The 26519-nt window shown below is 66.6% G+C and carries 27 protein-coding genes and 1 pseudogene; 26 read left to right on the top strand and 2 right to left on the bottom strand.

Annotated elements, in window-relative coordinates; translation table 11 throughout:
• The first annotated feature begins 2 nt into the window (after positions 1 to 2).
• Complete coding sequence (locus tag NFW05_RS02985) at positions 3 to 1907, top strand: potassium transporter Kup (protein WP_295302674.1); 1905 nt, start codon at positions 3 to 5, stop codon at positions 1905 to 1907.
• Positions 1908 to 1932: 25 nt separating this feature from the next.
• Entirely contained in the window at positions 1933 to 3270 is a 1338-nt protein-coding gene (locus NFW05_RS02980) for a hypothetical protein (protein WP_295302673.1), read from the top strand.
• Positions 3271 to 3277: 7 nt separating this feature from the next.
• Here NFW05_RS02980 and dsbD read toward each other — a convergent pair whose 3' ends face one another.
• A complete protein-coding gene (gene dsbD / locus NFW05_RS02975; protein ID WP_295302672.1) occupies positions 3278 to 5059 on the bottom strand; it encodes a protein-disulfide reductase DsbD in 1782 nt (593 codons plus the stop codon).
• Entirely contained in the window at positions 5056 to 5388 is a 333-nt protein-coding gene (cutA, locus tag NFW05_RS02970) for a divalent-cation tolerance protein CutA (protein WP_295302671.1), read from the bottom strand. Before cutA ends, dsbD begins: the two co-directional genes overlap by 4 nt.
• A 229-nt stretch (positions 5389 to 5617) precedes the next feature.
• Here cutA and rpoE point away from each other — a divergent pair, with 229 nt between their 5' ends.
• The 24 genes and pseudogenes from rpoE to NFW05_RS02850 form a co-directional block, all read left to right on the top strand.
• Positions 5618 to 6217: an RNA polymerase sigma factor RpoE gene (gene rpoE / locus NFW05_RS02965; protein ID WP_295302669.1), complete on the top strand. Its 600-nt coding sequence runs from the start codon at positions 5618 to 5620 to the stop codon at positions 6215 to 6217.
• 89 nt (positions 6218 to 6306) lie between these two features.
• Positions 6307 to 6702, top strand: a complete 396-nt coding sequence (locus NFW05_RS02960; RefSeq protein WP_295302667.1) for a SoxR reducing system RseC family protein — start codon at positions 6307 to 6309, stop codon at positions 6700 to 6702.
• 85 nt (positions 6703 to 6787) lie between these two features.
• Positions 6788 to 8221 (top strand): DegQ family serine endoprotease, encoded by a 1434-nt coding sequence (locus NFW05_RS02955; RefSeq protein ID WP_295302665.1) that lies wholly within the window; start codon positions 6788 to 6790, stop codon positions 8219 to 8221.
• Positions 8218 to 8469: a glutaredoxin family protein gene (locus tag NFW05_RS02950; protein ID WP_295302663.1), complete on the top strand. Its 252-nt coding sequence runs from the start codon at positions 8218 to 8220 to the stop codon at positions 8467 to 8469. The genes NFW05_RS02955 and NFW05_RS02950 overlap by 4 nt, the downstream gene beginning before the upstream one ends.
• A gap of 71 nt (positions 8470 to 8540) precedes the next feature.
• Positions 8541 to 10331, top strand: a complete 1791-nt coding sequence (gene lepA / locus NFW05_RS02945) for a translation elongation factor 4 (RefSeq protein ID WP_295302661.1) — start codon at positions 8541 to 8543, stop codon at positions 10329 to 10331.
• 12 nt (positions 10332 to 10343) lie between these two features.
• Positions 10344 to 11132, top strand: coding sequence for a signal peptidase I (gene lepB, locus NFW05_RS02940; protein WP_295302659.1), 789 nt, complete (start codon positions 10344 to 10346; stop codon positions 11130 to 11132).
• A gap of 9 nt (positions 11133 to 11141) precedes the next feature.
• A complete protein-coding gene (locus tag NFW05_RS02935; RefSeq protein WP_295302658.1) occupies positions 11142 to 11510 on the top strand; it encodes a DUF4845 domain-containing protein in 369 nt (122 codons plus the stop codon).
• A complete protein-coding gene (rnc, locus tag NFW05_RS02930) occupies positions 11507 to 12178 on the top strand; it encodes a ribonuclease III (protein ID WP_295302657.1) in 672 nt (223 codons plus the stop codon). The genes NFW05_RS02935 and rnc overlap by 4 nt, the downstream gene beginning before the upstream one ends.
• Positions 12179 to 12183: 5 nt before the next feature.
• Entirely contained in the window at positions 12184 to 13059 is an 876-nt protein-coding gene (era, locus tag NFW05_RS02925; protein ID WP_295302872.1) for a GTPase Era, read from the top strand.
• A gap of 36 nt (positions 13060 to 13095) precedes the next feature.
• Positions 13096 to 13812 carry a DNA repair protein RecO gene (gene recO, locus NFW05_RS02920; RefSeq protein WP_295302655.1) on the top strand — a complete coding sequence of 239 codons (717 nt, stop codon included), beginning with the start codon at positions 13096 to 13098 and terminating at the stop codon, positions 13810 to 13812.
• Positions 13809 to 14582: a pyridoxine 5'-phosphate synthase gene (locus tag NFW05_RS02915; protein ID WP_295302653.1), complete on the top strand. Its 774-nt coding sequence runs from the start codon at positions 13809 to 13811 to the stop codon at positions 14580 to 14582. The genes recO and NFW05_RS02915 overlap by 4 nt, the downstream gene beginning before the upstream one ends.
• Before the next feature lie 97 nt (positions 14583 to 14679).
• Complete coding sequence (gene acpS, locus NFW05_RS02910; protein WP_295302651.1) at positions 14680 to 15057, top strand: holo-ACP synthase; 378 nt, start codon at positions 14680 to 14682, stop codon at positions 15055 to 15057.
• Positions 15054 to 16082, top strand: a complete 1029-nt coding sequence (gene nagZ, locus NFW05_RS02905; protein WP_295302649.1) for a beta-N-acetylhexosaminidase — start codon at positions 15054 to 15056, stop codon at positions 16080 to 16082. The genes acpS and nagZ overlap by 4 nt, the downstream gene beginning before the upstream one ends.
• A gap of 169 nt (positions 16083 to 16251) precedes the next feature.
• The gene (gmd, locus tag NFW05_RS02900) at positions 16252 to 17376 is read left to right on the top strand and encodes a GDP-mannose 4,6-dehydratase (RefSeq protein WP_295302647.1); all 1125 of its coding nucleotides are present in this window, start codon (positions 16252 to 16254) and stop codon (positions 17374 to 17376) included.
• 13 nt (positions 17377 to 17389) lie between these two features.
• Positions 17390 to 18436: a GDP-L-fucose synthase gene (locus tag NFW05_RS02895; protein WP_295302646.1), complete on the top strand. Its 1047-nt coding sequence runs from the start codon at positions 17390 to 17392 to the stop codon at positions 18434 to 18436.
• A gap of 61 nt (positions 18437 to 18497) precedes the next feature.
• Entirely contained in the window at positions 18498 to 19895 is a 1398-nt protein-coding gene (locus NFW05_RS02890) for an MBL fold metallo-hydrolase (RefSeq protein ID WP_295302871.1), read from the top strand.
• 184 nt (positions 19896 to 20079) lie between these two features.
• A pseudogene (locus tag NFW05_RS02885) lies at positions 20080 to 20428 on the top strand (MarR family EPS-associated transcriptional regulator).
• 256 nt (positions 20429 to 20684) lie between these two features.
• Positions 20685 to 21752: an FAD-dependent oxidoreductase gene (locus NFW05_RS02880; RefSeq protein ID WP_295302644.1), complete on the top strand. Its 1068-nt coding sequence runs from the start codon at positions 20685 to 20687 to the stop codon at positions 21750 to 21752.
• A gap of 219 nt (positions 21753 to 21971) precedes the next feature.
• On the top strand, positions 21972 to 22253 hold the full coding sequence (locus NFW05_RS02875; RefSeq protein ID WP_295302642.1) for a nucleotidyltransferase domain-containing protein: 282 nt from the start codon (positions 21972 to 21974) through the stop codon (positions 22251 to 22253).
• On the top strand, positions 22253 to 22705 hold the full coding sequence (locus tag NFW05_RS02870) for a hypothetical protein (protein WP_295302640.1): 453 nt from the start codon (positions 22253 to 22255) through the stop codon (positions 22703 to 22705). Before NFW05_RS02875 ends, NFW05_RS02870 begins: the two co-directional genes overlap by 1 nt.
• Positions 22706 to 22999: 294 nt before the next feature.
• Positions 23000 to 23584 carry an acyltransferase gene (locus NFW05_RS02865; protein ID WP_295302638.1) on the top strand — a complete coding sequence of 195 codons (585 nt, stop codon included), beginning with the start codon at positions 23000 to 23002 and terminating at the stop codon, positions 23582 to 23584.
• A gap of 2 nt (positions 23585 to 23586) precedes the next feature.
• Positions 23587 to 23922, top strand: coding sequence for a hypothetical protein (locus tag NFW05_RS02860; protein WP_295302637.1), 336 nt, complete (start codon positions 23587 to 23589; stop codon positions 23920 to 23922).
• Positions 23909 to 25486 (top strand): aminotransferase class I/II-fold pyridoxal phosphate-dependent enzyme, encoded by a 1578-nt coding sequence (locus NFW05_RS02855; protein ID WP_295302634.1) that lies wholly within the window; start codon positions 23909 to 23911, stop codon positions 25484 to 25486. The genes NFW05_RS02860 and NFW05_RS02855 overlap by 14 nt, the downstream gene beginning before the upstream one ends.
• A 193-nt stretch (positions 25487 to 25679) precedes the next feature.
• Positions 25680 to 26519, top strand: an 840-nt coding sequence (locus tag NFW05_RS02850) for an Rpn family recombination-promoting nuclease/putative transposase (RefSeq protein ID WP_295302632.1), incomplete at its 3' end; no start/stop codon positions are given.

Below are 26519 nucleotides of genomic sequence, written 5' to 3'. Positions count from 1 at the left end.
CGATGTCTGGGCATGACGCAGCACACGACGGAAGATCCGGGCTGGCCGCCACGGCATTGGCGGCGATGGGTGTCGTCTACGGCGACATCGGCACCAGCCCGTTGTACACGGTCAAGGAAGTCTTCGGCGGCCACCACCCGGTCGAGGTCACCCCGGACAACGTCCTCGGCATCCTCTCGCTGATCTTCTGGGCGATGACCATCACCGTCTCGCTGAAGTACGTGGTGTTCATCACCCGCGCGGACAACAAGGGTGAGGGCGGGATCATGGCACTCACCGCGCTGGCGCTGCGCACGGCCAATGCATCGCCGCGGGTGCTCGGCGTGCTCTCCGCGCTCGGTCTCTTCGGAGCTGCGCTCTTCTACGGCGACGCGGTGATCACCCCGGCGATGTCGGTGCTCTCGGCAGTCGAGGGGCTGCAGGTCGCCGCGCCCGACCTCGACCGCTACGTGCTGCCGATCTCGATCGTCATCCTCGTCATCCTGTTCCTCTTCCAGCGGCACGGCACTGCGGCGGTCGGCGGACTGTTCGGACCGGTGATGATGTTCTGGTTCGCGACGCTCGGGGGCCTCGGGCTGTGGAACGTCCTCAAGCATCCGTCGATCATCGCGGCGATCAACCCGTACTACGCCATATCGTTCATCGCACAGAACCAGAGCCTGGCCTTCCTCGCCCTCGGCTCGGTCGTCCTGGCGATCACCGGCGGCGAAGCGCTCTACGCCGACATGGGCCACTTCGGCCGGCGTCCGATCAAGTGGGCCTGGTTCGCTTTCGTCTTCCCGCTGCTCTACCTGAATTACCTCGGTCAGGGGGCTCTGATCCTCGACGATCCGAAGGCGATCGAGAACCCGTTCTTCCTGCTCGTTCCGGCCGAAACGCTGCTCATCCCGATGGTCGTCCTGGCCACCGTGGCGACGATCATCGCCTCGCAGGCGGTGATCTCCGGTGCCTTTTCGCTGACCAGCCAGGCAATGCAGCTCGGCTACTGCCCGCGGATTCAGGTGCGCTTCACTTCGGAGCGCGAAAAGGGCCAGATCTACGTGCCGAACATCAACTGGCTGCTGCTGCTGACGGTGATCATCGTCGTTCTCGGCTTCAAGTCATCGACCGATCTCGCCGCCGCGTATGGCATCGCCGTCACGCTGACGATGATGATCGACACGATCCTCGCCTTCGTCGTCGTGCGTGCGCTGTGGAAGTGGAACTGGGCGTACGCGGCGATCTTCCTGGTCTTCTTCGTGGCCATCGACTTCGCGTTCTTCTCGGCGAACGCGATCAAGGTTCTCGATGGCGGCTGGTTCCCGCTGGCGCTGGGGTTCTCGGTCTTCGCTTTGTTGTCGACCTGGAAGCTCGGGCGCAGGCTGCTCTACGAAAAGCTCCAGAAGGATTCGGTACCGCTCGAGGCATTCATCGCCAGCCTGGCTACCGGTGGACCGCAGCGCGTCAGCGGGACCGGAATCTTCATGACCGCCGAGCCGCACGGCGTGCCGCGCGCGCTGCTCCACAACCTCTACCACAACAAGGTACTCCACGAGCGCGTCGTCCTGCTCAACGTAGTCACCGAAGACGTGCCCTACGTCGCCGAGGGCGATCGGCTGCGCGTCGAGGCCCTGCCCGAGGGTTTTCACCGCGTCTATGTCCGCTACGGATTCAAGGACGATCCTGACATCCCGCGGGTGATGGATCTGTGTGCGGCTCAGGGACTGGTTTTCGAGATGATGGAGACGTCGTTCTTCCTCGGTCGCGAGACGGTGGTCACCTTGCCGATATCGAAGCGCGGGCGGATGGCCTACTGGCGGCAGATCCTGTTCATGTGGATGTTCCGCAACGCCGATACGGCGACGGCGTTCTTCAAGATCCCGCCGAACCGCGTCGTCGAGCTCGGCGCACAGGTCGAGCTGTCGTAGCCGGCGCGCCAAGGCACCCCGGTCGATGCGCCTTCGCGACCACGTCAGCGCCGGCCTGCTCTGGGGTCTCGTCGCGACCGGCATTGCCGCGGAGCAGTTGCCTCCGGCACCCGTCGAACTCGGCACTCTGCGGCGCAACGAGCAGGGACGGATCGAGGTCGTCGGGGTTCCGGCCGCCGAGCGCGGCGGCTCGGCGGCCGACGGCGGCAGCAAGGCTCGGGAAGGTGCTCCAGGCCGAGCGGGAGCAGGGCAGGCGAGCAGCCCGGCCAGCGGCAGGACTCTCGTCGTCGGACCGGATCGCGAGATCAGCAGCATCCGGGAAGCAGCGCGGCTTGCCCGAGACGGCGACACGATCGAGATCCTTCCCGGGGAGTACCGCCGCCAGGCGATCGTCTGGGCGCAGCGCCGCCTGACCATTCGTGGCCTCGGCAAGCGCCCCGTGCTGATCGCGGACGGCGAGAGCGCCGAGGGCAAGGCTCTCTGGGTCGTCCGCGACTCCGACCTGGTCATCGAGAACCTCGAATTCCGTGGCGCGCGTGTCGCCCACGGCAACGGCGCAGGAATCCGCTTCGAAAGCGGCCGGCTGCGCGTCGTTCGTTGCGCGTTCTTCGACAACGAGATGGGCATCCTGACCGGCAACGTTCCCGAGTCGTCGCTCGAAGTCGAGGACAGCGAGTTCGGCGAGGCGCCGCGCTTCGGAACCGTCCTGCACCATCTGCTCTACGCCGGGACGATCGCCCACCTGAGCGTCAGGGGCAGCCGCTTCGAGCAGGGTTACCGCGGTCACCTGCTCAAGTCACGGGCACGCGAGAACCTGATTGTCTACAATCTGCTCGTCGACGGGCCGGGCGGCAGTGCCTCGTACGAACTCGAGTTTCCCAACGGCGGTATCGCCTGGGTCATCGGCAACATCATCGGTCAGAGCGCAACCACCGATAACCCAGACCTGATCTCCTATGCTGCCGAAGGACAGCGCTGGCCGGACAACCTGCTGGTTCTCGCCCACAATACGCTGGTGAACGACCGGCCGGACGGCCGCTTCCTGAACGTGTGGACCGACCGCGTTCCGTCCGGCGTCGAGGTCTGGGCGATCAACAACCTGCTCGTCGGCGACAGTGTCTTCGGCTTTGCCGCTCAGGCGCCGGGGCGCTACGACGGCAACCGGACGATCCGGCCTGCCGACCTCGTCGATCGCGCGGGAGCGCGCTACGCCTTGCCCCAGACTTCGGCGCTGCGCGGCACGGCCGGCGCGCCGGGATTCGTACGCGAACGAAACCTCGTTCCGACAGCCGAATTCGCCTGGCCGGTCGGGACGCGGCCCCTGGTCCCCGGAAAGCCTCTCTCGCCGGGAGCCCTGCAGTAGGCCGCGGCTAGTCCAGCCGCGCGAGGATGGCGAGAAACGCGTCGGCGTTCTCGAAACCGATCACCCGTACGCCTTCGACCTCCTGGCCGCGGCGGTCGAAGAAGACGATTCCCGGCGGCCCGTAGAGCCTGAAGCGCCGCAACAGGGCCGCGTCGTCGGGCGAGTTCGCGGTGACGTCGGCCCTGAGCAGTGTCCACCCCGAAAGCCTGGCCTGCACGCGTGGGTCGCTGAACGTCAGACGATCCATCTCCTTGCACGAAGCGCACCAGTCGGCGTAGAAATCGAGCAGCGCCGGTTGTTGCGCAGCGGCGAGTCGGGCGTCGAGATCGGTGAGCGAGCGCACCGGCGTGAAGCCCGACGGAACGGCAGACGTCGCCGCGGCGCTGCTGCGCAGCACTGAAAGGGGTTGCAGAGGATCACGCGACCCGGCCAGCGTGCCGAGCAGCAGCGCCGCGCCGAAGAGCAACATGACGATCCCGATGCCCTTCCAGAAGCGCTGCCAGCCGCGGGCGTGCGCCGGCAACGGGTCGAGCGCGTGCAGGTAGATCGCCGGTACGATCAGCAGCAGCGCCCAGGCGAGCATCGGCACGACCGGCGGAAGGACCGGGGAAACGATCCACAGCGCCGTGGCCAGCAGGACCACGCCGAAGGCCTTCCTGACTGCCTCCATCCACGGGCCCGATTTCGGAAGCAGCGTTCCCGCCGAAGCGCCGACGATCAGCAACGGCGCACCCATGCCCACACCCATCGCGAACAGCGCCGCGCCGCCGCGCAGCGCGTCGCCAGTCTGACCGATGTAGAGCAGTGCGCCGGCCAACGGTGCGGCGACGCACGGGCCGACGATGATCGCCGAGAGCGCGCCCATCGCCGCCACGCCAGGCAGTGAGCCGCCTCTGAAATGCCGCACTTCATCGGAGACCCTGGTCTGGACGAAGGCCGGCATCTGCAGTTCGTAGAAGCCGAACATCGACAGCGAGAGCACGACGAAGATCGCCGCGAAGCCGCCGAGCACCCACGGATTCTGCAGCAGTGCCGAGAGCAGCGTCCCGGTCAGTGCCGCCGCGACGCCGGCTGCGGCGTAGCTGGCCGCCATCCCGAGAACGTAGGCCAGCGAGAGGACGAACCCGCGGAGGTGCGAAACGCCGTGCTCCGCGCGGCCCGTACCGACGATGATCGCGGAGAGGATCGGGATCATCGGGAAGATGCACGGGGTCAGCGAGAGCAGCAGACCGAAGCCGAAAAAGCTGCCGAGCAGCAACCAGAAGCCGGAGTTCCTGACCAGGCCAGCGATGCGTCCGGACTCGTCGCCGGTGACCGGCCGACCTGTCGTCTGCGTGGGCTGCGCGACACCGGGGTCCGGCAGGGTCACGGCGAGCTGCTGTTGCTGCGGCGGGTAGCAGATGCCGGCCTCGGCGCAGCCTTGGGAGCTGACCTTCAGGGTCAGCGGCAGCGGACCGGAGATCTGCCGCTCGACCGGCAGCTGGATCACCGCTTCGCGATAGTAGACCTGGACCTTGCCGAAAGTCTCGTCGTCCTTCTCCTTGCCTGGCGGGAGAAGCGCAGTCCCGAGCCTGACGCCTGGCGGCTCGGCAGCGAAGCGAAAGCGGTCCCGGTAGAGATAGTAGCCATCGGCGATCGCAAAGCGCACCTCGATCGTTTGCGCGTCGAGCGCGCGCGCAGTCGCCCGGAAGGCCACCGCAGGATCGAGAAACTCTTCGGCCAGAGCAAGGCTGCCGGCGAGTAGCAACCCGAGCCCGGCGCACAGCCATCGCCTGAGCGCCGCGCTCATGCCGGTCCAGCCGCGTCGCCGGTTTCCCGGCTGACCCAGTTGAGGTAGTCGGCGAGCCCGTCGACGATCGGCAACGCGATCACTTCCGGCAACTCGTACGGGTGGCTCTCGCGGATCGCCGCCTCGAGCGCTGCATAGCGGTCCCGGCTCGTCTTGATGAGCAGCGGAACCTCGTCGGCGGTCTCGACCGCCCCCTGCCAGCGGTAGATCGAGCGACAGGGTCCGAGGATATTGACGCAGGCGGCGAGTCGGCAATCGACGAGATGCCGCGCGAGTGTTTCCGCCGCAGCGGAGCTGGGCAGACTGGTCAGGACGAGCAGGGTGGTCATCGACCGTGATTCTACCCCGGGAGCGGTCCGACGATCGCCCCGTGAACCGCCTTCCGGGGAGCGCCCGGTTCCCCCGCGTGGCACGCTTCCCGTGCGGCCGGCCCGGCGGCCGTCGTCCGGGCGGCGGCAAACGACGGTCATGCACTGTTACGCTGGGCGAAGGACGCATGCGCTATACTTCGCCGCCAGACGCCGAACCCATTGCGTGCTACCGGAAGACAGACAGAGGATGAGCGAGCGCGAAACGGACCAGCTACTGGTCGAGCGAGCACAGGCCGGAGATCAACAGGCGTTCGCAGTGCTGGTCAGCAAGTATCAGCGCAAGGTGAGCCGTCTGCTCTCCCGTTTCGTGCGCGATCCGGCCGAGGTCGAGGACGTCGCTCAGGAGGCGTTCATCAAGGCCTACCGGGCTTTGCCCGCCTTCCGCGGCGAGAGCGCGTTCTATACCTGGCTGTACCGGATCACCGTCAACACGGCCAAGAACTATCTCGTCGCCCAGGGCCGGCGTGCGCCGACGTCGACCGATTTCGACGCCGAGGAAGCGGAAGGCTTCGAAGACGCCACACACTTGCGCGACATCAACACGCCGGAACGTCTGCTCCACTCGCGGCAGGTCGGTGAGACGATCAACGCGGCGATGGATTCGCTGCCCGAAGAACTGCGCCAGGCGATCGTCTTGCGCGAGATCGACGGTCTGAGTTACGAGGAGATCGCCGAAACGATGAACTGCCCGATCGGCACGGTCCGCTCGCGGATCTTCAGGGCGCGTGAAGCGGTTGCCGGGAAGCTGCGCCCCTTGCTCGACACGGCGCCCGACCGTCGATGGTAAAGGTCGAGCGCTCCAGCCCGGCGAAAGACGAAATTTTCCGGAAGGCTGGTCGCGACGCAGTTGCCGCGGGCCCGGAAGTCTGGGCGACGGTGACCGGCTTGGACGGTGAACACGCGACGATCCGCGTCGACGAGAGCGGCTGCGGGCGCTGCGCCGAGCCGGGCGGCTGCGCTGGCCGGAACCTCGGGCGACTTCTGTGCCGCACGCCGCGTGACTTCCGGGTGCTCAATCCCGAGCGCTGCGTCGTCGGCCAGCGCGTGCGGGTCAGCGTCGGCGAGGGATCGGTGCTGCGTGGTGCCGGCTGGGCCTACGGTCTGCCGCTGCTCGCGCTCCTCGCCGGGTCGCTGCTCGGCTCGGCAGCCGGCGGCGAGCCCGGAGCGATCGCCGGGGCGGCGACCGGGCTCACCGGCGGCTGGCTGGCGCTGCGCCAGGTGCAGCGGAGGACGCACGACGATCCGCGCTGGCAGCCGTCGATCCGGCCTTGATTTTCGCGGCCACATCGCCATCTGGGTTGGCGTTCGTCCGGGGTTTGCCGGTTCATCCAATGACCTTCAGGAGGCCACTGGTGCCATGAAACAGTTGCTTGCAGCTCTCCTGCTGAGCTTCTTCGCCGTCTTCGCCCAGGCCCAGAACCGCGGCCTGCCCGATTTCACCGAACTCGTCGAGAAGCAGGGTCCGGCGGTGGTCAACATCAGCACGACGCAGACGGCGCGCAGCGGTGGGCGCGGCGCCCAGCCGTTCCCGTTCGACGAGAACGATCCGATGTACGAATTCTTTCGCCGGTTCATTCCCCGACAGCCCGGGATGCCCGGGATCCCGGGAATGCCGCGTGAGTTCGAGAGCCGTTCGCTGGGCTCGGGCTTCGTCGTCAGCGCGGACGGTTACATCCTGACCAATGCCCATGTCGTCGATTCGGCCGACGAGATCCTCGTTCGGTTGACCGACAAGCGCGAGTTCAAGGCCCGGGTAATCGGAGCCGACAAGCGCACCGACGTCGCGCTGATCAAGATCGAAGCGTCCGGCCTGCCGGCCGTCCGCTTTGGCGATCCGAACCTGCTCAAGGTCGGGGAGTGGGTGGTGGCGATCGGCTCGCCGTTCGGCTTCGACAACAGCGTGACCGCCGGAATCGTCAGTGCCAAGGGGCGCTCGCTGCCCCAGGAAAACTACGTTCCCTTCATCCAGACCGACGTAGCAGTAAATCCGGGTAACTCGGGCGGTCCGCTGTTCAACATGAGGGGCGAGGTGGTCGGCATCAACTCGCAGATCTACAGCCGCTCGGGCGGGTTCATGGGCATCTCGTTCGCCATACCGATCGACGTGGCGATGGACGTCCAGTCGCAACTGCGCGCCAGCGGCAAGGTCAGCCGCGGCCGGATGGGTGTGGTCATCCAGGAAGTGACCAAGGAACTCGCCGAATCGTTTGGCCTCGGCAAGGTCCAGGGAGCGCTGGTCAACTCGGTGGAGAAGGGAGGGCCGGCGGACAAGGCAGGCATCGAAGCCGGCGACGTGATCCTCAGGTTCGACGGCAAGCCGATCGCCAGCTCGAGCGACCTGCCGCGGATCGTTGGCAACACGAAGCCGGGCAGCCGGGTAGCCGTGCACGTCTGGCGCAAGGGAGCGACCCGCGACGTGCAACTCGTCGTCGCCGAGATCCCGGACGAACAGGTTGCGCAGCGCAGCCAGCGGAGCAGCAAGCCGGTCGAGCGGGCCGCCAATCGGCTCGGGCTCGTCGTCTCCGAACTGAGCGCCGAACAGAAGCGCCAGTTGAAGGTCAATGGCGGCTTGCTGATCGAGGACGTGCGGACCAACGCCGCGCGCGCCGACCTGCGGCCTGGAGACGTCATTTTGGCGTTGATCGCGCAGGGCGAGACGATCGAGATTCGCACTGTCGAGCAGTTCAATCGCCTGCTCGGACAGTTCGACAAGTCCGCCAACGTCACGCTGCTCGTCCGCCGCGGCGAGATGCAGACCTTCGTCACGATCAGGGGGATGAGCGACCGGTGAGCGCTGCCGTACGGCTGACACTCGTCTCCCGCCGCTACTGTCACCTGTGCACGCAGATGGAAACGGCGCTTGCGCCGCTCGCCGAGGAGTTCGGCGTGGGCGTCGAGGTTCTCGACGTCGATGCCGACCCGGCGCTCGAAGCGCGCTACGACGAACGGGTGCCGGTGCTCCTGCACGCCGGCGTCGAACTCTGCCACTACTTTCTGGATATCCCGAGAGTCCGTGATTACCTGAACGAAATCGGCTAGAATCCGCGCCTTCCGGCGGCCCGGCCAGGGTTGCGGCTCGCCTTGTTCCTTCCAGGAAGCTCGACAGCGAAGTGCATCACATCCGCAACTTCTCGATCATCGCGCACATCGACCATGGGAAGTCGACGCTGGCCGACCGGATCATCCATCTCTGCGGAGGCCTGTCGGATCGCGAGATGGAGGCTCAGGTGCTCGATTCGATGGACATCGAGCGCGAGCGGGGGATCACCATCAAGGCGCAAACCGCGGCGCTGCAGTACCGTGCGCGCGACGGACTGACCTACCAGCTCAACCTGATCGATACTCCCGGCCACGTCGACTTTTCGTACGAGGTCTCGCGTTCGCTGTCCGCGTGCGAAGGGGCGCTGCTCGTCGTCGATGCGTCGCAGGGGGTCGAGGCGCAGACCGTCGCCAACTGCTACACGGCGATCGAACTCGGCGTCGAAGTCGTTCCGGTTCTCAACAAGATCGACCTGCCGTCGGCGATGCCCGACCGCGCCCGTCAGGAGATCGAGGACGTGATCGGTCTGGACGCCTCCGAAGCCGTCCCGGCGTCGGCCAAGACCGGGGTCGGCGTCGAGGAGATCCTCGAAGCGATCGTCGCCCGGATTCCGCCGCCCGAGGGCGACCCCGAGGCGCCGCTCAAGGCGCTGCTCGTCGACGCGTGGTTCGACAACTACGTCGGCGTCGTCATGCTCGTTCGCGTCTTCGACGGCAGCCTCCGGCCGAAGGACCGGATCCGCCTGATGGCCACCGGTTCGACGCACCTCTGCGAACAGGTCGGCGTGTTCACCCCCAAGGCGGTCGCCCGCGACATGCTGCGCGCCGGTGAAGTCGGCTACGTGATTTCGGGAATCAAGGAACTGCAGGCGGCCCAGGTCGGCGACACGCTGACGCTCGTCGACCGTCCGGCGAGTACGGCGCTGCCTGGATTCAAGGAGATCAAGTCGCAGGTTTTCGCCGGTCTCTATCCCGTCGAAGCGAACCAGTACGACTCGCTGCGCGAGTCGCTCGAAAAGCTCAAGCTCAACGACGCCTCGCTGCGTTACGAGCCCGAAGTCTCCCAGGCGCTCGGATTCGGCTTCCGCTGCGGTTTCCTCGGACTGCTGCACATGGAGATCGTCCAGGAGCGGCTCGAGCGCGAGTTCGACCAGGACCTGATCACCACCGCGCCGACCGTCGTCTATGAAGTCCAGCTCCGCGACGGCAGCGTGAGCTACGTGGAAAACCCGGCCCGGCTGCCCGAAGTCGCCAAGATCGAAGAGATCCGCGAGCCGATCATCACCGCGACGATCTTCGTGCCGCAGGATTACCTCGGCAACGTGATCACGTTGTGCAACCAGAAGCGCGGCAACCAGGTGGACATGCTCTATCACGGGCGGCAGGTGCAGCTGGTCTACGAGATGCCGATGGCCGAGGTGGTCATGGACTTCTTCGACCGTCTGAAGTCGGTGTCGCGCGGCTACGCGTCTCTCGACTACGAGTTCAAGGAGTATCGGGCGGCCGACGTCGTCAAGCTCGACGTCCTGATCAACGGCGAGCGCGTCGATGCGCTGTCGGTGATCCTGCACCGCGCGAATTCGATGTTCCGCGGCCGCGAACTCGCCGCCCGGATGCGTGAGCTGATCCCCCGCCAGATGTACGACGTCGCGATCCAGGCGGCGATCGGTGCGAACATCATCGCCCGAGAGAACGTCAAGGCGTTGCGCAAGGACGTGCTCGCCAAGTGCTACGGCGGCGACATCACGCGCAAGAAGAAGCTGCTCGAGAAGCAGAAGGCCGGCAAGAAGCGCATGAAACAGGTCGGCTCCGTGGAAATTCCCCAGGAGGCCTTCCTGGCCGTCCTGCGCGTCGGCAAGTAAGGGAGCGAGCGAGTGAACTTCGCCTTGATTCTGTTCATCCTGCTGGTCGTCAGCGGGGCGGTCTGGGTTGCCGACCGATTCTTCCTGCGCAAGCGCCGTCCGGCGGGCTCGAGCGACCCGTGGTGGGTCGAGTACGGAGCAAGCTTCTTTCCGGTGATCCTGATCGTCTTCATCTTGCGCTCGTTCCTCGCCGAACCGTTCAAGATCCCTTCCGGGTCGATGATTCCGACGCTCGAGGTCGGCGACTTCATCCTGGTCAACAAGTACACCTATGGCATCCGTCTGCCGGTGATCAACCGCAAGATCATCGACGTCGGCAGTCCGCAGCGCGGCGACGTGATGGTCTTCCGCTATCCCGAGGATCCCTCGCTCGACTACATCAAGCGGGTCATCGGGGTGCCCGGTGACCAGGTGGCCTACCAGAACAAGCGCCTGACGATCAATGGCCGGCCGGTGCCGACCGAGCGGATCGATGACTACCTGCATCCCGAGCGGCTCTACTATTCGCGACAGTTCATCGAGAGACTCGACCAGGCCGAGTACCGGACGCTCAACGACCCCGATGCGCCACCCTACGTTCCCGGGCCGGTGCAGTTTCCCAATCGCCGCGACTGTACCTACAATGTGGAAGGGGTGATCTGTACGGTGCCGCCCGGCAACTATTTCGTGATGGGCGACAACCGTGACAACAGCCGCGACAGCCGCTTCTGGGGTTTCGTCCCTGACGAAAACATCGTTGGCAAGGCCTTTTTCATCTGGCTGAATTTCGGCGATCCGGGACGGATCGGCACATTCAGGTAAGGAGCACCCATGATCAATCGTCAGCACGGTCTCGCCCTGTCCGCCCTGATCATCTGGGGAATCGTCATCGCGCTGGTTGCGATCACCGCCCTCAAGGTCGTGCCCGAGGTCATCGAGTACTACAAGATTCGCCAGGTGGTCAAGAAAGTCGCCAGCGAGTCGATGGGCCGGACGGTTCCCGAGGTCCGCCAGGCGTACAGCAAGTACGCCGAGGTCGAGCACATCAAGACCATCGGTCCGGCCGATCTCAACATCTTCAAGGAAGACAACCAGGTGGTCATTGCTTTCGCCTACGAGAGGCGGATTCCGCTGGTCGCCAACGTCAGCCTGCTGATCGACTTCAAGGCTTCCTCGTCGGGACGCGGCTACGGCCCATGACGGCATCCGGACTCGAGCGGGCGCTCGGTCATGTCTTCGGCGATCAGACGCTCTTCCAGACCGCACTGACGCACCGCAGCTTCGGCGCGGTGCACAATGAGCGCCTCGAGTTTCTCGGTGACGCCGTGCTCAACGCGGTGATCGCGCACTGCCTCTTCGAGCGTTTTCCCGATCTGCCCGAGGGCGATCTGTCCCGGCTCCGTGCTCAGCTGGTGCGCCAGGACAGCCTGCACCGCCATGCCCTGCAGCTCTCGCTCGGCGCCTTTCTCCGGCTCGGTGAGGGAGAGCAGCGCAGTGGCGGGCAGAACCGCCCGTCGATTCTCGCCGACGCGCTCGAAGCACTGTTTGGCGCCGTCTGGCTCGACGCCGGCTTCGCCGTGGTCAGCCAGGTGATCTCCCGCCTGTTCTCGCCGGCTCTCGGCGAGATCGCTCCGGGAGAGGCGATCAAAGACGCCAAGACACGCCTCCAGGAATACCTCCAGGGCAATCGGCTGGCCTTGCCGCTGTACGCGCTCACCGGCAGCGAAGGCGAGGCACACGCCCAGACTTTCACGGTGAGTTGCAACGTCCCGGCGCTCAAGCTGTGTACGCAGGGTTCCGGCCCGAGCCGTCGGGCCGCCGAGCAGGCTGCCGCCGAGCGCGCGTTGGTCAGGCTGGGCCTGCAGTGAGCGGGATGCGCTCCGGGACGATCGCCATCGTCGGCCGCCCGAACGTCGGCAAGTCGACGCTGCTCAACCGGCTCGTCGGCGAGAAGTTGAGCATCGTCTCGCGCCGTGCGCAGACGACTCGCCAGCGCCTGCTCGGCATCCTGACCACGGCCGGGGCGCAGTACGTTTTCGTCGACACCCCCGGCTTTCAGACCCGCCAGGGCAACGCACTGAACCGGATGATGAACCGCGGTGTCCGTCAGGCGCTGGGCCAGGTGGATGTCGCGCTGCTCGTCGTCGAAGCCGGTCGTTACGACGAGCGCGACCGGGCCGTACGCGCGCTGATTCCGGTCGGTTGTCCGGTGATCATCGTGGTCAACAAAATCGACCGGATCGTCGACCGGAAGCAGTTGCTGCCCTTTCTCGCACGGTTGGCCGAAGAGGGAGAATTCGCGGCGATCGTCCCGGTTAGCGCCGAGCGCGGCACGCAGGTCGCCGAAGTGCTCGGCGAGGCCCGCAAACTCCTGCCGGCGAGAGGACTGCTCTATGCGGAGGACGAACTCACCGACCGCAGCGAACGCTTCCTGGCTGCCGAATTCATCCGCGAGAAACTCTTTCGGCTGGTTGGCGACGAACTGCCCTACGGCTCTGCCGTCGACGTCGAGCGCTTCGTGCTCGACAAAGGGTTGCGCCGGATCAGCGCGGCGATCCTCGTCGAGCGCGAATCGCACAAGGCGATCGTCGTCGGCCGTGGCGGCGAAGTCGTCAAGCGCATCGCTTCGGAGGCACGCCAGGACATGGAGCGTCTGTTCGGCGGACCGGTCTTCCTCGACGTCTTCGTCAAGGTCAGGTCGGGCTGGGCGGATGATGAACGACTGCTCCGTTCGCTCGGTTACGAATAGGGCAGGGCGGCGGGTGAATGTCGGACAGTCGGGCGAGTGATCCAGCGGCAGCGCGTCGACGGGCAGCCAGGCTTCGTGCTGCACGCCCATCTGTACAGCGAGACGAGCCTGATCGTCGACGTCTTCTCGCGTGACCATGGGCGTGTCGCCTTGCTCGCCCGGGGAGCGCGGCGGCCGCGCTCGGCGCTGCGCGGCGTGCTCCTCGCCTTTCAGCCGCTCGAACTCTCCTGGGCCGGACGCGGCGAAGTGTACACGCTGATCAGGGCCGAATGGCAGGGCGGGCAGCCGCTGCTCGCAGGCGAGGCGCTGTTCTGCGGCTATTACCTCAACGAGCTGCTGATCACCCTGCTCGCGCGCGAGGACGCGCACCCCAGGCTCTTCGACGCCTACGCCGAGTCGCTGCGCCGCTTCTCTGGCGGCCCCCGCGAAGCCGACCTGCGGCGCTTCGAGAGGGCGCTGCTGCGTGAACTCGGCTACGGCCTGACGCTCGAAACCGATGTCTCGGGTCGGGCCGTCGAGGCCGAAGCGCACTATGCTTTCGAGATCGAGCGCGGTCCGCTGAGACTGTCCGCTCCGGGCGAGTCGGCGCTCGCGGTCAGCGGTCGGACTCTGCTCGACCTGGCCCACGACGACCTTTCCGACCCGCGTTCGCTCAGCGAGGCCAAGCAGTTGATGCGCGCGCTGATCGGCCACTACACGGCCGGCAAGCCGCTGGCCAGCCGCCGGATTTTCAGGGAGGTGCAGGAACTATGATCGAACTGGGTGTCAACATCGACCACGTGGCGACGATCCGCCAGGCGCGCTGCACCTACGAACCGGACCCGGTGTGGGCCGCCGTCGAGGCGCATCTCGGCGGAGCGGACGGGATCACCATCCACCTTCGTGAGGATCGCCGGCACATCCAGGACGCCGACGTCGAGAAGCTCCACGAACTGGCGCAGATCAAGCTGAACCTCGAGATGGCGGCGACCGACGAGATGGTCGGAATCGCCTGCCGGATCAGGCCGCAGATGGCCATGCTCGTCCCCGAGGGGAGGCAGGAAGTGACCACCGAAGGCGGGCTGGACATCGTCGCCGAGGAGCAGCGGCTGCGCGAAGTCGTCGCCCGACTCAGCGGAGCGGGGATCATCAGCAGCGTGTTCATCGACGCCGACCCGGCGCAGGTCGAGGCGGCGGCACGGATCGGCGCGCGCGTCTGCGAGATCCACACCGGGCCGTACGCCGACGCCTTCTACACCCGGGGACGCGACCCCGAAAGCCCCGCCGTCGTCGCCGAACTCGCGCGGATCCGCCTGGCTGGCCAGCTCGTCCGTGAACTCGGCATGCGCTTCAACGCCGGTCACGCGCTGAACTACTTCAACGTCCAGCCGGTCGCGCAGTTGCCCGGAATCCGCGAACTGCACATCGGTCACGCGATCATCAGCCGTGCGGTCTTCGTCGGCCTGCGCGAGGCAGTCCGGGAAATGAAGCGCCTCATTCGCGAAGCCCAGGCACGTACCCTGGTTCGTGGCCTGCTGCCGTGATCGGCGGACGTCCCGTGCGTGAGCGGGCCGCCGACGCTCGCAACCGTCCGCTACCGCCGCAAGGCGTCAGCCACACGGCGGTCGCCGGCTGTTTGCGATGATCGTCGGCGTGGGTACCGACATCGCCGCCGTCGCCCGGCTCGGCGGCCTCTACGAGCGGCACGGTCAACGCGCGCTGGCCCGGCTGCTCTCGCCGCGCGAATGCCTCGAGTGCAGCCGTGTGCGCGACCCGGCGCGCTTTCTCGCCAAGCGCTTCGCCGCCAAGGAGGCCTTCGGCAAGGCGCTCGGCATCGGTCTGGTCGCCCCGGCGACGCTACCCAACATTACGGTCGCGCACGATTCGCGGGGCAAGCCGATCTTCGAATACGCGGGCCCGCTCGCCGCCTACCTCGAGCAGCGGCGACTCGTCGCCCACCTGTCGATCAGTGACGAACACGACTACGCGATCGCTTTCGTGATCATGGAGCAGCCATGACTTCCCCCCAGGAACTTCCCCTCGGACCGCTGATGATCGACCTCGTCGGGCCGCGCCTCAGCGTCGTCGAACGTCGGCGGCTAGGCCACCCGCTGGTCGGAGGGCTGATCCTCTTTGCGCGCAACTACGAGTCCCCCGCGCAGCTCGCCGAACTCACCGCCGAAGTCCACGCGCTGCGCTCGCCGCGGCTGCCGATCGCCATCGACCACGAGGGCGGGCGGGTGCAGCGCTGCCGCGACGGCTTCACGCGCCTGCCGGCGATGCGCTGCCTCGGGCAGCTCTGGGACGAGGACCACGAGGCGGCAGCCACCGCGGCGCGGCGCGTCGGCTACGTTCTGGCCAGCGAGTTGCGCGCCTGCGGCGTCGACCTCTCGTTCACCCCGGTTCTCGACCTCGACTGGGGACACAGCCGGGTCATCGGCGACCGCTCATTCCACCGTTCCCCCGAGGTGGTCATCGCACTCGCCGCCAAGCTCATCGAGGGTCTGCACGCCGCCGGGATGGCCGCCTGCGGCAAGCATTTCCCGGGGCACGGCTGGGCCGAGGCCGACTCGCACGTCGATCTGCCGATCGATGAGCGGCGCCTCGACGAGATCGCTCCGGACATCGAGCCCTACCGTCGCCTGAAGCTCGACGCCGTGATGCCCGCGCACGTCATCTACCGGCTGGTCGACCCGCGGCCGGCCGGCTTTTCGCGCTTCTGGATCGACCTGCTGCGCGAGCAACTCGGCTTCGCCGGGGTCATCTTCAGCGACGACCTGTCGATGGCCGGTGCCGGTGTCGCCGGCGGTATCAGTCAGCGGTGCACGGCCGCCTGGGACGCCGGCTGCGACCTGCTGCTGGTCTGCAATTCGCCGGCTGCCGTCGATGAACTGCTCGACGGCTGGGCGGTACCCCCCGACCCGCTTCGCGCGCAGCGCGTCGAGCGCCTGCTGCCCGACTGTCCGGCGGCCGACTGGCACACGTTGCAGAGCGATGCCAGCTACCTCGCCGGCGTGGCCACGGCCGGCCGTCTGCGCGCCTGAGCGCCGACCGGCCGGTGCCGACTGCAGTCGGCGTGGCGGCGATTGACAGCAGCCGGCGCGAGCAGGGATACTCCCGCGTCGGGCCGGGAGCGACGCCGGTCGGCTCGACGGCATCGTCCCGCTCTCCTTCACGGCTCTTTCGCCCTCAATACAGCCGAGGATCCCGCTCATGAATCACCCGCGCAAGGTCGCCCTGATCACCGGCGTGACCGGCCAGGACGGAGCCTATCTCGCCGAGTTCCTGCTCGACAAGGGTTACGAGGTTCACGGTGTCAAACGACGCAGCTCGCTGTTCAACACCGAGCGCATCGACCACCTCTACCAGGACCCGCACGTCGCCGATCGACGCTTCATCCTGCACCACGGCGACCTGACCGACTCGACGAGCCTGATCCGCATCATCCAGCAGGTCCGGCCCGACGAAATCTACAACCTCGCGGCGCAGAGTCACGTCGCGGTCAGCTTCGAGCAGCCCGAGTACACCGCCAACGCCGACGGCATCGGCGCGCTGCGCGTCCTCGAAGCGATCCGCATCCTCGGGCTGGAGAAGAAAAGCCGCTTCTACCAGGCGAGCACCTCCGAACTCTACGGACTCGTCCAGGAAACGCCGCAGAAGGAGTCGACGCCGTTCTACCCGCGCAGTCCCTACGCCGTCGCCAAGCTCTACGCGTACTGGATCACCATCAACTACCGCGAAGCCTACGGCATCTACGCGTGCAACGGCATCCTCTTCAACCACGAGAGCCCGATCCGCGGCGAGACCTTCGTCACCCGCAAGATCACCCGGGCGATGGCGCGCATCGCGCTCGGCCTCCAGGAATGCCTCTACCTCGGCAACCTCTCGGCGCTGCGCGACTGGGGCCATGCCCGCGACTACGTCGAGATGCAGTGGCTGATGCTTCAGCAGGAACGGCCCGAAGACTTCGTCATCGCCACCGGCGTCCAGTACAGCGTCCGCCAGTTCGTCGAGTTCGCCGCTGCCGAGTTGGGCATCGGCGTGCGTTTCGCGGGCGAGGGCGTAGACGAAGTCGCCATCGTCACTGAAGTGCGCGGCAACCAGGCGAAGGTCAAGCCCGGCGAGGTCATCGTCCGCGTCGACCCGCGCTACTTCCGGCCGACCGAAGTCCAGACGCTGCTCGGCGATCCGGGCAAGGCCCGCGAGAAGCTCGGCTGGCAGCCGAAGACCAGCCTGCACGAACTGGTCAGCGAAATGGTCCAGGCCGACTACGCCTCGGCGCGCCGTGATGCGATGGTCAAACTGGCCGGCTTCCAGACCTTCGACCATCACGAATGACGGCGGCGAACCGATGAGCGCCCCCCGGATCTATGTCGCCGGTCATCGCGGAATGGTCGGCTCGGCGATCGTCCGAGCCCTTGGCCAGCGCGGCGAGACGCCGCTGATCACCCGCGGCCACGCCGAACTCGACCTCACCGACCAGGCCGCCGTGCGCGCCTTTTTCGCCGCCGAGCGGCCCGACCAGGTCTACCTCGCCGCTGCCCGCGTCGGCGGCATCCACGCCAACAACAGCTATCCCGCCGAGTTCATCTACGAGAACCTGATGATCGAGGCCAACGTGATGCACGAAGCCTGGCGCGCCGGGGTTCGCCGCCTGCTCTTCCTCGGCAGCAGCTGCATCTATCCGCGGCTCGCCGGCCAGCCGATGGCCGAAGACGCGCTGCTCACCGGTCCGCTCGAGCCGACCAACGAACCCTACGCGATCGCCAAGATCGCCGGCATCAAACTCTGCGAGAGCTACAACCGGCAGTACGGCACCGACTGCCGCAGCGTCATGCCGACCAACCTCTACGGTCCCGGCGACCATTACGACCTGCAGAACAGCCACGTCATCCCGGCGATGATCCGCAAGCTGCACCTCGCCCGGCTTGCCGCTGCGCGCGACTGGCCGGCGATCGAAGAGGACGAGGCGAAGCACGGCGCGATCCCTGGCGAGCTTCGCGAACAACTCGACGACACCGCCAGCGGGCGCAGCGAGCCCTGCCTGACGCTCTGGGGGACCGGAACACCGCGCCGCGAGTTCCTGCACGTCGACGACATGGCCGAAGCCAGCGTGCAGATCATGAACCTCGACCGGGCGAGCTACGACGAACAGACCGAGCCGATGCGCTCGCACATCAACCTCGGCACCGGCCAGGACGTGACCATTCGCGAACTCGCGCAGATCGTCGCACGCGTCGTCGGCTACCGCGGGCGAATCGACTTCGACCCGGGCAAACCCGATGGCACACCCAGGAAGCTGCTCGACGTCTCACGCCTCAACGCGCTCGGTTGCCGGGCCCGGATCGCGCTCGACGAGGGGCTGGCCGGTGCCTACGCCGACTTCCTGAGCCGCTGAGCGTGTCGCCAGACAGCCGGGTTCCCGGTCACCGCGTCTACACGCGCACCAGGTGAGTCCCTTGTCGACCTTCATCCATCACGGCGCCGTCGACGGCGTGACCGGCTCGTGCCATCAGCTCGTTCTCTCCGATGGGCAGTCGGTGCTCGTCGACTGCGGTCTCTTCCAGGGCGCCGAGACCGCGCACGACGGCTCGGGCGCGCGCAATCTGGCGATCCACTTCCCACTCGAGCGGGTGCGCGCGCTGGTCGTCAGCCACGTCCACATCGACCACGTCGGACGCATCCCGTACCTGCTCGCCGCCGGCTACACCGGCCCGATTGTCTGCAGCCAGGCGTCGGCCGCACTGTTGCCGCTGGTTCTCGAAGACGCCGTCAAGGTCGGCATGACACTCAGTCACGGACCGTCGACCGAGCAGTTGCTCGCGCAGATCCGCCGGCAGGTCGTCGCCGTTCCCTACAAACAGTGGCGGACGATCCTTTCCGGCCGCCATGAGCTGCGTGTCCGCCTGTCGCCAGCCGGTCACATCCTCGGCTCGGCGTACGTCGAGTTCGACATCCGGCAGGGCGCCGACCGGCAGCGCATCGTCTTCTCCGGTGACCTCGGCGCTCCCTGGACGCCGCTGCTGCCCGCTCCGCGGTCGCCTTACGCGGCCGACATCGTCGTCCTCGAGAGCACCTACGGCGATCGACTGCACGAAAGCCGCAAGGACCGGCGCCAGCGCCTGCAGGCGCTCTGCGAACACGCTTTCGGCAACGGCGGCAGCATCCTGATTCCGGCGTTCAGCATCGGCCGGACACAGGAACTGCTCTACGAGATCGAAGAGATCATTCACCGCAACCGCCAGCGTCCGGCCGCCCCCGGCGTCGACTGGCAGGATCTCGACATCATCGTCGATTCGCCGCTGGCCGCCGACTTCACTGCCGGGTACATGCGGCTGCGCGAGCACTGGGACAGCGAGGCACGGCGCAAGTTGGCCGCCGGCCGCCATCCGCTCGATTTCGCGCAGCTCACCACGATCGACGACCACGCCAGCCACCTGCGCACCGTCGACTTCCTCGCCCGCAGCGGGCGGCCGGCGATCGTCATCGCCGCCAGCGGCATGTGCAGCGGCGGGCGGATCGTCAGCTATCTCAAGGCGATGCTCGGCGACCCGCGTCACGACGTGCTGTTCACCGGCTACCAGGCAGCCGGCACGCCCGGGCGGATCATCCAGAAGTTCGGCCCGGGCGGCGGGCACGTCGAACTCGACGGCCAGCGCCACGACATCCGCGCCGGCGTTCACACCCTCGGTGGCTACTCGGCGCACGCCGATCAGAAGGACCTGCTCAACTTCATCGGCCGGATGCGCGGCAGGCCACGCCAGATCCGCCTGGTGCACGGTGAAAACGGTGCCAAGCAGGCACTCGCCGCGGCGCTGACCAGGCTCCATCCGGAAATCGAAGTCCTGATCCCCTGAAGCCAACGAGTTCGCAGACCGCGCCCCGCGAACCGCTCGCAGAACAGGCTGCCGCACCAGCCACCCGCTCGCCGATCGGCGCTCGAGCGCACTCGGCTGGGGAAGGCCGGCGGATCGGTGGGCGATGCCTTGCTCGCTGCAACCGCTTCCCTTATCATCCGCGTTCACCTCTTGAACGATGATCATGAAACCCGCTGAACAGGCTCAGCTGCGCATCCTGAGGATTCTCGACGAAGAGCCCGGCGTCAGCCAGCGACAGCTCGCCGGCAGGCTCGGCGTGAGTCTCGGAAAAGCCAACTACCTGCTCAGGGGGGTTGCTGGCCAAGGGCTACGTCAAGGCGGGCAACTTCCTGCGCGCCGAAGACAAGCTTCGCTACGCCTACCTGCTCACTCCCGAAGGGATCGCTGCCAAGCTGCAACTGACGCGGGCGTACCTGGCCCGCCGGGAAGACGAGTATCTGGCGATCAAGGCGGAGATCGTGGCGATGCGCGACGAACTGGCGAGGCAGGAGCAGAGAGCTTCCGGGCTCTGACGCGGATCCGACCGGCGGAGCAGTCGGAAGTCAGCGCCTGACTCGACTTCCAGGTGGCGGGTGGCGAACGCGGTGGGCCAGCAGAGCTCGGGCAATCGCCGAGACGGAAGAGGGCAGTGCAACGCCGATCACGTGCTGAATGCTCAGGCATTCGGGCATGGCGGTAGCCTGCCTGGAGCGTCTCGGGCAGGATCCACGCCTGTAGAAGAACCCGCCCGGGTGGCGCGTCGGCCGGGATCAGGACTCGGGCCAGAACATGAACGTTGGCATCGTCGGCGGCGGCATCAACGGGCTCTGCTGCGCGTGGCTCCTCCAGCAGCAGGGCCATGCCGTTCGACTGTACGAACGAGACCGTCTGATGGCCGCGACCAGCTCGCGCTCGTCCAAGCTGCTGCACGGCGGTTTGCGTTACCTCGAGAACCTCGAATTGCGCCTGGTCCGCGAAGCGCTGCGCGAAAGGGACGCCTGGCTGCGCCGCGCTCCCGAGCTCACCAGCCCATTGCGCCTGGTGATGCCGATCTACCGGGACAGCCGCCGGCAACGCTGGCTGGTCCGCGCCGGACTGTTCCTCTATGAGCACCTGGCCGGGCAGAGTGCCCTGCCGCCTTCGCAGTGGTGTGCCCCTCGCGAGATGCTCGCCAGCGACCCGCAACTGCGCGCAGAGGGCCTGCTCGGCGGCTATGCCTTCTTCGACGGTCAGATGGACGATCGGCGTCTCGGACTCTGGGTTGCCAGGCAGGCACAGGAAGCTGGCGCCATCCTCGGCGAAGCTTGCGAAGTACGCTGTGTCGACCGATCCGGCCGAATTCGTTTGGCCGACGGTACGTCACGGCAGCACGACCGGCTGATCAACGTTTGTGGGCCCTGGGCCGAACAGCTCCTGCACCAGAGTGGAATCGCTTCGCCCTATCATCTCGACCTCGTTCGGGGCAGCCACCTGGTCGTCGATCGGGCCTGCCCGCAAGCCTACCTGCTCGAAGTCCCGAGCGAGCCGAGAATCGCCTTCGTCCTGCCGTGGCAAGGCAAGACCCTCGTCGGCACCACCGAGGTGCGGCAGTCGATCGATGACCCGGTCGCCTGCGCCGATAGCGAACGCAACTACCTCCTGGCGGTCCTGCGCCACTACTTTCCCGGCCAGGACAGAACTGCCGAGGTCGTCGAGACCTTTGCCGGAGTCCGCCCGCTGCTTCGCTCCGCCACAGACCCGACCCGGGCCACCCGCGAGTACGCCATCCATCGCGACAGCGCGCTGATCAGCGTCTTCGGCGGCAAATGGACCACCGCCTGTGCCCTTGCCCGGCGAGTCGCCGCAACCCTTGACTGAACTCGTCCGTACAGCGCACGGGCCGCGAGCTCGCACGCGGCCTTCCCGCGGTCAGGAGGCCCCCCGCAGAGAGCCCCTTTCCATGCCCTGCGCGAACTCCGCTGAGTGCCTCCGGATGCAGGGGGAGGGCGGCCGGGCGGCACGAAGGGCGGCGTCACTATGCCCTTCTCCGGGGTCAACAGCTGTACTGTCACCTCATCTCTGTGCAGGGAGAAGCGCATGAGATTGGCCACGACGGAGCAATCGGCGATCCGCGAAGCGATTCACGCGGTCGATGGAGAGGCGGCGATCTACCTTTTTGGCTCACGCGTCGACGACGCAGCCAGGGGCGGGGACATCGATCTGCTGGTGCTTTCCAGCAAGATCGATCTCCTGGCCAGGCTGGGTATCCTGGCCCGGCTGCACCAGCAGCTCGGCGAGCGCAAGATCGACCTCGTCGTGTATGCGGACGCATCCCGGCCTTTCCCGCGAATGGTCATCGAACAAGGCGTGCGACTGTGATGCAGAGCAAGGCTGAACTCCTGCGCGAAGAACTGTCTGGCCTGCAGCTCGCCGCCGCGCACTTGCGGCATTCGACCGAACGATGCCGTGAGCTGATTGGTCAGGAGGCGTTGTCGCCGGAACAACTGGAGCGCTTCGAATCCTTCACCAGCCGTTTTGCACGATTGGCGGACCTGCTGATTCAGCGCGTCTTCCGCCTGATCGATGAGCTCGAGCTGACGGGCGGTAGCTCCGTGCTCGACCGAATCTACCGCGCGGAAAAACGGGGTTGGGCCGACGCGGCTGAACTGATCACCATCCGCGAGCTGAGAAACCTGATCGCTCATGAATACGCGGCCGAGAAGATGCTCGAGATCCATACTGCTGTCGCAGCCTTGTCTCCGATACTCCTGGCCGTCGTGCCGAAGGTGATCGCCTACGCCACGATCACCCTCGAAAAGTACGCAAGATGAGAGCGGGCAATCGCCTGCTCGCCCTGGCTCGTGTCTCGTTTCGTGCGCCCGAGGGCGTTCGCGCTGTAGCTTCGTGTCGAGGCCCGGGTCTGCCGACCGCATGACGACGATCGAACGGGTTCGCCCGGTGCTGCTGCGCCACCCCCAGGTCAGGCTGGCGATACTCTCTAACTCGCTGGCCGCCGGGGCCATGTGCGTCTGCAGGCGGCCACGCTCGAACAGTTCGACGGCTGGGCCGGGCGCCAGCCTCGCTCATCCTGCTCACCCATTCATCAGAAAGGCTGCACACCCGCCATGACCCCCTACACCGCACACCCGACGGCGATCATCGATCAAGGCGCAGAGATCGGCGCCAACACCCGCATCTGGCACTGGGTGCACGTCTGCAGCGGCGCGCAGATCGGCGCTGACTGCTCGCTCGGGCAGAACGTCTTCGTCGGCAACCGGGTGCGCATCGGCGACAACGTCAAGATCCAGAACAACGTCGCGGTGTACGACAACGTCACCCTCGAAGACGACGTCTTCTGCGGGCCGAGCATGGTGTTCACCAACGTCTATAATCCGCGCAGCCACGTCTCGCGCAAGCACGAATACCGCGATACCGTCGTCCGGCGCGGCGCCACGCTCGGAGCCAACTGCACCATCGTCTGCGGCGTGACCATTGGCGAATACGCCTTCGTCGCCGCCGGCGCCGTCGTCAACCGCGACGTCAAACCTTACGCGCTGATCGCCGGCGTTCCGGCGAAGCAGATCGGCTGGGTCAGCGCCCACGGCGAGCGTCTCGACCTGCCGGTCAGCGGCGACGGCGAGGCCCGCTGTCCGGCCACCGCAACACGCTATCGTCTCGTCGGAGACAAGCTGACCCTTCAGGAGAACTGACCATGCGCATCGAAGCCGTCTTCGACCACGGCCGAATCGAACTGCCTGCCGATATCGCGTTCCGGCACCCGAGGTTCCGTGTCGCGGTGATCGTTCCTGACGACGAACTCGCCGGAACCGAGAAGGCTGCGACACCGGTTGCGAATTCCCCCGGGCCCGCAATCGCGGACGTCCATCCGGAGCCCGACTCTCCGGGCAAACGACCGATCCGCGAGGCGATCGACGAGATGCTTGGTCCCTGGAAAACCCAGCTTGGCGGCGGCCCCCCGCTCGAAGACGGCGACATCGACCGATTGCGCGACCAGGCTCTACGGGAGAAACACCTTGAGTACCGATAGGCATCTGGTCCTCGACCTCAGTGTCGTTGTCGAACTCTGGCTCAGGCCGGAACGTTCGCAGCCCATCGACCAGCTCTTCGGCTTCGCCGAAAGCGGCCAGGTCTGTCTCTGGGTCAGCGCAGCCAGTCTCCCGACCCTCGAATTCATCTGCATTCAGCGTTTCAAGGAGCGGGGGATCGAGGCCATTGCCGCTCGCTCACTGGCCAGGCGTCTGCTCAGCGACTTGCTGCAGCGGGTCAAGGTGCTGAGCAATCGGGGATACGATCAGAGCGACGTCCATCGCCAGGCCCGCGATTTCGAGGACGCCCAGATCGCGGCCAGTGCGCGCTGCCTTTCCGGGGGACAGGTGTCGATCGTCTCGCGCGACGCCACCTTCGACGCACTCGGAGAGTTTCCGGTGGTCACCCCAGAGCAGGCACTGGAAGGGTTGTCGGTCGAGGAAGGGGTTCCAGCGCCGCACGCGCTGCAGTTCATCGACCTGGGGAGCCAGCAAAGGTCGATCCGCCCGCAACTCGAGCGCAACCTCGACAGAGTGCTGCACCACGGCCAGTACATCATGGGCCCGGAAGTCCGCCAGCTCGAAGAGAGACTCGCCGGCTACACCGGCGCGAAGCACTGCATCAGCGTCGCATCGGGCACCGAGGCCCTGCTCATTGCGCTGATGGCGCTCGGCATCGGTCCGGGGCACGAAGTGATCACCACCCCGTTCACCTTCGTCGCCACCGCCGAGGTCATCGCGCTCTGCGGAGCCGTCCCCGTCTTCGTCGACGTCGAGCCCGACACCTGCAACATCGACCCCGACCGGATCGAAGCGGCGATCACCCCGAAAACCCGGGCGATCATCCCGGTCTCGCTCTACGGCCAGGTCGCCGACATGGACGAGATCAACGCCATCGCCGCGCGTCATGGCCATCTCCCGGTGATCGAGGACGGCGCGCAGAGCCTCGGCGCGATCTACAAGGGCAGACGCAGCGGCGCGCTGTCGACGATCGGCTGCACGAGCTTCTTCCCGAGCAAGCCGCTCGGCTGCTACGGCGACGGCGGCGCGATCTTCACCAGCGACGACCCGCTCGCCAAGGCCATGCGCGAGATCCGCGTGCACGGCCAGGACCGGCGCTACCATCACCCGCGTCTCGGCGTCGGCGGGCGCATGGACACCCTGCAATGCGCCGTCGTGCTCGCCAAGCTCGACCAGCTCGACCATGAAGTCGAAGAGCGCCAGCGCATCGGCGCGCGCTACCAGCACCTGCTCGCGCAGGTGCCCGGCGTGCAGCGGCTCGTCGTCCGGCCCGACCGGACCTGCGTCTGGGCGCAGTTCACCGCCCAGGTCGATGGTCGCCAGGCGGTTCTCGATCGCCTGTCGGCCGCCGGAATCCCGACCGCGGTCCATTACCCCGTGCCGCTGCATCGTCAGCCGGCCTACGAGACGTCCTGCCGGATCGCCGGGAGCCTCGAACACTCGGAGGCCGTCGCCGCCCGCGTCGTCAGCCTGCCGATGCACCCCTATCTCGACCAACGCACGCAGGAGCGGATCGTCGACGCCCTGGCCGCGGCCGTCGGATGAAGATCGTCACCGTCGTCAGGGCCCGGCCCCAGTTCATCAAGGCTGCGGCGGTCCGTCGCGGGGTTGATCCACGCCGGCGCAACTCGCGCTGAACCGGGACAACCACCGGTGGATCGCCCGAGCTACCAATTGCTCGCCCTGTACTCTTCCGGCAGCCTGTCTGGCCGGACGTTTCAACAGACACCCGTCGATCATGGCCACTGACTCCACCCCGGACACCGGCTACAAGCTGATCTTCACGCACGCCGTCGTCGTCGAAGACCTGCTGCGCGGCTTCGTTGGCGAAGACTGGGTCCAGGAACTCGACTTCTCGACGCTCGAGAAGTCGGGTGGCAGCTACGTCACCGACGACCTTCGCGAACGCGAAGAAGACGTGATCTGGAGGATTCGGTGGCGCGACCGCTGGCTGTACATCTACCTGCTGCTCGAATTCCAGAGTGCCGTCGATCCCTGGATGGCCGTGCGGATACTCGTCTATACCGGCCTCTTGTACCAGGACCTGATCCGCAGGAGCGAAGTGCGCCGCGGTGAAAAGCTGCCGGCAGTCGTCCCACTGGTCGTCTACAATGGCCGTGATCCATGGAACGCCGCCCGGGACATCGGCGAGCTGATCGAGGAACTGCCCGGTGCCCTGAAGTGCTATCGGCCGGTGAACCGCTACTTTCTGCTCGAAGAAGCGAGCATCGAGGAGGCGCAGCTGGCTGACGAGTCGAACACGGTCGGTGGCATCATCCGGATCGAGACGAGTGCTGCGCCCTCGGACATCCGTCGAGCCGTCGCGCAGCTACAGCAGCGGCTGCAGGGTCCGGAGTACGACACCCTGCGCCGGGCGCTGGTCGTGTGGATCAAGCGCGTCGTGCTTCGGCGGCTGATGCCCGGCCAGGCAATCCCGGAAGTCAACGAACTACAGGAGATCGACACCATGCTGGCCGAAACGGTCGACAACTGGACACGACAGTGGAAGGAAGAAGGGCTGCGGGAAGGCCGTCTGGAAGGCCGTCTGGAAGGCCGTCTGGAAGGCCGTCTGGAAGGC

The organism is Accumulibacter sp., assembly GCF_023806625.1.
Taxonomy (GTDB): Bacteria; Pseudomonadota; Gammaproteobacteria; order Burkholderiales; family Rhodocyclaceae; genus Accumulibacter.
Note: the sequence above shows the minus strand (reverse complement) of the source record. Positions and strands in the feature narration are given on the sequence as shown.